This is a genomic window from Brevinematia bacterium (assembly GCA_039630355.1).
Taxonomy (GTDB): domain Bacteria; phylum Spirochaetota; class Brevinematia; order DTOW01; family DTOW01; genus SKYB106.
Genome location: JBCNVF010000009.1, coordinates 1 through 6969 on the forward strand (window position 1 = coordinate 1; position 6969 = coordinate 6969).

Consider the following 6969-nt stretch of genomic DNA (forward strand, 5'->3'; position numbering starts at 1 on the left):
GCAAACCCTCCTTTATCCTTACCAGTCCACTAAAGCCATCCATCTATTTTTTGAACAACCTCGAGAAGAACTTGAAAAAGAGAAAGAGGAACTGCTTAGAAAGGAAGAAGAACTAAAGTCAAAAGGCGATACCACTGATAAAGAATTAGCTAAGATTGAGGAAAAGAAAAAAGAACTGGAGACAAAAGAAAAGCAGATAAAAGAACAGGAGGAAAAACTAGAAAAAGCAAAAGAAGAAGCTAAGAAAGAAGAAGAAGAAATAAAGAAAGAGGAAGAAAGAATAAAGAAAGACGAGGAAACATTAGAACATAAAGAGAATATCGCAAAAAAAGAGGAAGAGCTTAAAAGGAAAGAAGAAGAACTTAAAAAGAAAGAAGAAGAGATAGCAAAAAGAGAAGGTAAGACTCTGGCCTCTGGTGATAGAATAATAGTAGGCGACAAGATGTATTACCTGAAAAAACAAGACTTTGAACCCCAAGGGCACTATAACAACAGGATGTATCTTATAGATCTTAAAAACATGAAAACGATCAAGCAAAGCAGTTTCACCAAAATATGTGGTTTTAAGTATTATGTCTACGGAGAGGGTGCAATTGTAATAGGATACGAAAGCTCTCATAGTGATAAACATTTTCTAGTGTTACTTGATACTGATACAGTGGAACCCAAAATCATCGGAAAGGACAATATTTTTTGGAGAAGTTTTGTTGAAGTCAACAATAACTTTCTATTCGCAATAACAATAGTAAACAATAAATACTACCTTGGTAAATTTGACAAAAACCTCAGCAAAGTTGCTACATCAGATATTGAAGTTCACCCAGATACATTCATAACCTTCTACAAAGGGAAAATACTCCTAAACGATAAAAACAAGAATATTGTTGTCTTAGACGAGGAGACACTGAAAAAAATTGACGAAGTCAAATAATCACCTTAACTTCCTTTATACCACTAACAGAATTACACATAAACACCCTTTCAGAACCTAAAAGATCACGGAGAGTTATAAACTCCTCAACGATGCCATATTTTCTTGAGAGATACTCAAGCATAGTCCCCCTCAAAAGCCCAGACCTTCTGTCAGGTGTTATGAACTTTCCTCCACTAAATATGATAATGTTATTAATACTTCCTTCAGTTACATAGCCATCCTCATTGAGGAATACATAATCAACAAGTCTCTCTTCCCTAGCTTTCCTTGTGTAATAGTCATAAACCTCTCTATTAGTAGTTTTGTGGTATAAGAACTTGTTTTTACTATCAACTCTATCTTCTGATAACCTCACGAAACCCCTCTTCTTAACTGTTTCAAACTTCTTCACTTCAACTCTGACTCTCCCCTCCCGACTTAGCAATAGTCTCAACTTGAACTTTCCGCCAAGCTCAGCTACTCTCCTGAGCTTCTCAATAATAACTTTTCTGTTATATCTAAAAGAAAAATACTCTGCTGACTTTTTAAGGCGACTTAGGTGATATTTCAATAGGCATAACCTATGATTTCTAAGTAGTATTGTTTCAACGAGTTCAAACTCTGGATGTGGTTTTGATACAAGAAAATCTGACTTTAAAAGACACTCTTTATATTCATCCTCTGGTTCGGAATACCAAGTGATTCCACTACCTACCCCCATCTCCCCCCTACTTCCACAGATAATAGGAGTCCTGATCGCAACATTAAACTCCGAAAACCCGTTTGGCGAAATATAACCTATTGTGCCCGTATATATACCTCTCGGCAAAGTCTCAACTTCACTGATTATCTCAACAGTCTTTCTCTTAGGCGCTCCTGTTATTGATCCTCCCGGAAAAAGGTTAATAACTACATCACTAAATTTAACACCCTCCCTCAAGTTTCCTTCAACTGTTGAAGTCATCTGAAAAACAGTTTCATACCTCTCAACCTCAAACATTTTTCTGACCCCTACACTCCCAAATTTAGATATTGAGCCTATGTCATTCCTAAGCAAGTCAGTTATCATTAAATTCTCCGCCCTATCCTTCTCACTCATCTTGAGAGTCCTCATAAGCAACAAATCTTCCTCCAAAAACCTACCCCTTCTTATTGTTCCTTTCATCGGCTTCGTTACTATCTTATCACCCTTAACCGAAAAGAAAAGTTCAGGTGAAACTGACAAAATATATACATCATAGTATTTCACAAATCTCGCATACTTCACCCTTTGTTTCCTCCTCAAGTCTAGAAAAAAAGCTAAAGGATCCCCATCAAAATCAAAAAAGAGCTTAAATGTGAAATTAACTTGATAGGTATAACCATCCTTTACATACCTTTTCAAGATATCTACTTTTTCTAAGTATTCCTTTAAATCCAAGGATGGACCAATGTTTGAGATAGAGTAGTTTCCACCACTAGTAGTAACTTCCACTAATTTAGGTTTCAGAAACGCTCCAAACCACAAAATAGGTAACCTATCATCAACAGCTTTAGCCGGAAGATTAAGTATAGAGTATCCAGCCTCATAAGAAATGAAACCACATACATACAGCTTCTCCCTCACAAATTCATCTACTACTCTAAGACTCTCTTTTAAATCAGCAAGCTTAACAACTGAAACCTCAAATAAAGGTTTCTCAAAAAGCAAGAAGTGATCTTGTTTATCCACAATGAAGACTACATCATCTTTAAGAACCATATCTAAATTATATTTGTTCTAAACACTGAGCCTGTAGTTTCCTCCCACTCCATAACTCTTAAAATAGCTTACCTACCCAAAATTTCGCAAAAAAGCAATAGTAAACTACTTTCTCACTTAAATCCCTTTCCAATTCTTATCATGCCAAATGGATACGAACTTAACTGACGATCTAGAGAGATGAAATACCCTCCCTTTATATCGGACGTAAGTAAATACTACTCTTGGTAAACACCTAGGAAGCTTGATGTGAAGTGAAATTCTGTAACCGACGAGAACTATCTGGAACCAAAAAGGTGTGTAAGCAAAAAGTTTAAAGTATTGCAACTTGTCTAATGAAAATTGTGACCTGCTGTCTGTTACAAACAAACTTGTTTTGAGAGAAATGGAATTTTCATAATTTGCGAATATGGATAGTAAAAACCCTACAGCTTTACTAACCACTAATATTGCAGTCTCTTTGCTTTTAGCCTTGGTAATATTTTGGTTGTTTCTGGACATAGTCCCAAGCTACACCGAACTTTTAAAGAATGTTTCATATCTTTTTGCCATCTCCATTTTTATAAACTTCCTAATAACCCTTCTACAGAATTTCCTATTAACTTCCAAAAAACTACACTTCAATGCACTATTGTTTCTAGGTAATTTCTCTTTCATATTTCTGCCAATAGCTCTGAAGATAGAACAGCCTTACTACTTCCTAAAAGCACTTTTTGCAATACTTATTAACAGCGTTATCTTCCTCTCCTCCTGTGACTTTTTCACAAAAAGTAGTCCCTCAAAAGCTATACTCCCAAGCATATTATTATCAAAAAACTTCATTATCTCCATACTTGCAGTAGCAGGTAGTATCCTGTTCCTTGAGGTAAAAATCATAATAATTTCCCTCAGTAGTGTCATACTAGTCTTCTTTCTAGAAGACCTGAAAAGATTTATATCAATAAACAACCCTGAAAACATCAAGAGTTACGATTTTTTAACTAACTCCTTCAGCGAAAAAATTTCTTCACTAAGGAAGCAATTAGATGACAGTAATTCACTAATAAATGCTCTCAAATTACAATTAGAACTCTTCTCGCACAAAAAGAAAGAAATATTCTCAAATATAGAGTCATTAAAGCAGAGGATATCAAAAAACATTATACTCTTTGAGGAATATGAGAATAAATACAGTTTTCTTGAGAACGAAACGAACCAATTAGTTGGAGATCTTTCTACATACATTCTAGGCTTTGAGTACTATTTATCCAAGGCTAAGGATACAACTGACGGGATCAGAAAAATATTTGCTTCATCTTATGAGGAAATCTCATCAAAGATAACCAAAAGAGACGAAATAACTAAAATACTTAAGGACATAAACCCAATCTTAAGTTCATTTATGGCAAAAATAGACTCAGTAACAACACTATTAACTGATATTTTGACAGAAGAGAGTAAGGTATCAACTAACATGGAGTTCATATTTGACGAACTCAGCGCACTAAGCGTAATTTCAACCAACGTGCAGATAGAATCCTTCAAAACCAAAGCTAGCAGAACAATGGATACAGTTGTAAATGAAATTGTAACCATAAACAATAACATTAAAAACTACGTTTTACAAATGCAAAATACTTTCAACAAGTTTAAGGATCTTTTTGAGTATCTAAGTTCAAGTTCTCAAAGTATACTAAAACACTCTGACAGAATCAAATACAATATAGGCTTGGCAGGGGAGACTCTAGACAGCCTTATGAACGTCTTCCATGGAGAAGTATACCGTCTCTCAGAAACAGAGTCTAAGTTCAAAGACATTGACAACACCATATCCATGCTATTTTCACAGATCAAGAAATTTAGGGATTTTCTAGAAAAGATAACTATAGGCGTTTCTTTGTTCACAAACATAAAACAGATGTTAGTAGAAACCAAATCAATCCTGAATGAAACTCTCATAATTCTTGAAGAAATCCAACAAGGCATCTCTGAAGAGTAAATTTAGCTTTAAGAAATAGAAGTTTACGTAGTAGTTGAAAACTTACCACTGCTTATGTAACTCCTGAACTTATCTCTTATTCTCTTAAGGCTTACACCAACATTACTAACACTCATGTTAAGGAGTTTCCCAACATCTGCATACCCACAAAGAATATTCAATGACCTAAGTCTTTCCAGCTTACGCTTCTTAGGATTTGCATTTATCGAATCAATCAACTTTTTTCTCTTTTCATACTTCTTGCCAACCCTCTGAAGTATCTCCTCGTATTCTCTTGTAACCTGCTCTATCGGCTTATCAGTGTATCTAGACACCAACTTTAAGTCCTCAGGTGTAAGCTCAAATATGAAGGTTTTTATTATGAGTTTTGAAAACTCATCAAGCTGATCAAAAAATTCTACAGCTTTTAATACCATCTCGTCAGCTTCCTTACCGATTTCCTCTTGAAAGAAACACAAAAGATTCATACTATTTAGCTCCGATTCATATATAACTCTTATCGTTTTTCGCCGTACTGCCAAAAAATTTTTGTAGGCGTTTATCAAAGAAGCGGTCAGATAGGTTGAGAACTTAAACCCCCTGTCTCTGAAGTTTCTCACAACACTTTCAAAACGCTCCATAAAGTATATGTAGAACTCACTAGCTTCATCTCTGGGTCTGTTATAAACAACCAACGGGAAATTATAAACATAAAGGGAAACTTCCCTTATCAAAGCATTTAGGACGGAACTGTTTCCACTCTGATATTGATAAACTAGGAATTTTACCCTCTCCTCATCTATCTTACTCATGTAGCAAAAGTTTATATACACTACATAAGTTGATTTCAACTTAAATTATTAAACTCCAACAAACCCTGACTTCCATTAGACAAATAGGTAAAATCCCAAACTTTTTGTTTACTTACTTTCTTTGCCTCCAGATAAGAGTTTGTTATCACAAAATTTCATTTTATACCAAGTCTCTTAAGTGCTTGTTGAGAAAAACATTTACTGAGACTGCAATGAGAAAAATTACACCCAACTACAGATTTTAGACCTTATTGACTAAACTAGTGTAAGATCTTAGAGGTTAACGCTAGAGTTGAAGGATAAGTAGCTGTTGCTATCTTTTCTTATATATCAGAACACCATATTCTGGAATACCAACAGTCACATAGTTTCCGGTTACACTACTTCTCAAGTTTCCATCAAACCCTCCGTCACCATAAGCACCACTAGGTGAAGCAAAGATAAGATCCCAAGTTGCATTATATGGAAATTCAATATTGTAATTTGCATAGCTACGCTTGTCATAGTTTATTATGACATATATATCATCGCTACCACCACCATACCTTGCAAACCCTATAATCTTATCGCTGGAATTTAAATGCTTTACTTCAATACCTACATACTGAGGTTTGTTTACCCTTTCCTTTCTGATCTTTATCAGATCCTTTATTGCTCGGAAAGTGTTCGTAACTCTCTGGTTTGTAAACTTAGACCAGTTTACTGGAACATCATCTCTAAACCATTCTTGGTCTCCTGAATAATATCCTTCCAATATCTCATCACCCATAAATATCATTGGTATTCCTCTTGCGAAAAGTGCGGTAGCAAGCCCTGTGATAGTCTGATACTGTGCATCGTAGTCACTGTTACCCCAACCTCTACTCTTTAAGTCCCTAGCAGGCCTCCTTTTACCATTAGCAACCTCGTCATGAGAGGACAAATACTGCACAGCAATTAGACCGTAGGGGTTCTGATTATTAAGCCCATTATCCAAATCACTTGCTAGGATTCTGTTTCTTAGATTATTCATATCCAGTATTCCAGGACCACTATAAAACAGTTTCTTAAGCTCGTGAGTAAGCTCAACATTCCATTGATTATCAAAGGCTCCTCCATTCTTATTACCTATCCAAGCCCAGTTTGGAAGGTTTTCAGCTATAAGCAATAAATTAGGACCATTACCATCGTTTGAAGCGAAAGTTCTTAACTCTCTAGCCATACTATACAAGAATCCCCCACCATCTGACCACTCGTTGTTATAGGCAATATAGTAAGTTGCATCAAATCTAAATCCATCTATCTTGTAGTACTTCATAAGATACTTTGCACTGTCTATTAGGAATTTCTTGACAATAGGATTAGAATAGTTAAACCTTGGTCCCCAAGGTGTTTTGCCGGAATACCAATAAGTCTGCGGATTTTCCCAGTTGTATGCCGGATCGTATCCTGCTATAATGTCATCACTAGGTCCTATATGGTTAAACACAAGATCAAGAATTACCGCCATTCCTCTCATATGGGCTTCATCCACAAACTTTTTGAAAGTATTGACGTTTGTTAAGTT

The 6969-nt window shown here is 35.5% G+C and carries 5 protein-coding genes; 2 read left to right on the forward strand and 3 right to left on the reverse strand.

Annotated elements, in window-relative coordinates:
- On the forward strand, window positions 1-931 hold a 931-nt coding region (locus ABDH28_00410; GenBank protein MEN2997492.1), incomplete at its 5' end, for a P83/100 family protein.
- On the opposite strand, the gene pabB is transcribed toward ABDH28_00410, so the two are convergent.
- Complete coding sequence (gene pabB / locus ABDH28_00415) at window positions 924-2654, reverse strand: aminodeoxychorismate synthase component I (protein MEN2997493.1); 1731 nt, start codon at window positions 2652-2654, stop codon at window positions 924-926. The two genes, ABDH28_00410 and pabB, sit on opposite strands and share 8 nt — an antisense overlap.
- A gap of 409 nt (window positions 2655-3063) precedes the next feature.
- Between pabB and ABDH28_00420 the strand changes: the two genes are divergently transcribed.
- On the forward strand, window positions 3064-4632 hold the full coding sequence (locus ABDH28_00420) for a hypothetical protein (GenBank protein ID MEN2997494.1): 1569 nt from the start codon (window positions 3064-3066) through the stop codon (window positions 4630-4632).
- A 23-nt stretch (window positions 4633-4655) separates the two neighbouring features.
- Here the strand turns inward: ABDH28_00420 and ABDH28_00425 are convergent, their stop codons facing one another.
- Complete coding sequence (locus ABDH28_00425) at window positions 4656-5423, reverse strand: hypothetical protein (protein ID MEN2997495.1); 768 nt, start codon at window positions 5421-5423, stop codon at window positions 4656-4658.
- 313 nt (window positions 5424-5736) lie between these two features.
- Window positions 5737-6969: alpha-amylase family glycosyl hydrolase (locus ABDH28_00430; GenBank protein MEN2997496.1), on the reverse strand; the 1233-nt coding region annotated here is incomplete at its 5' end.

Excerpts from the sequence above, each read along its gene's own strand:
- pabB (MEN2997493.1), bottom strand. The coding sequence starts at position 2,654 with ATGGTTCTTAAAGATGATGTAGTCTTCATTGTGGATAAACAAGATCAC.
- ABDH28_00425 (MEN2997495.1), bottom strand. The coding sequence starts at position 5,423 with ATGAGTAAGATAGATGAGGAGAGGGTAAAATTCCTAGTTTATCAATAT.
- ABDH28_00420 (MEN2997494.1), top strand. The coding sequence starts at position 3,064 with ATGGATAGTAAAAACCCTACAGCTTTACTAACCACTAATATTGCAGTC.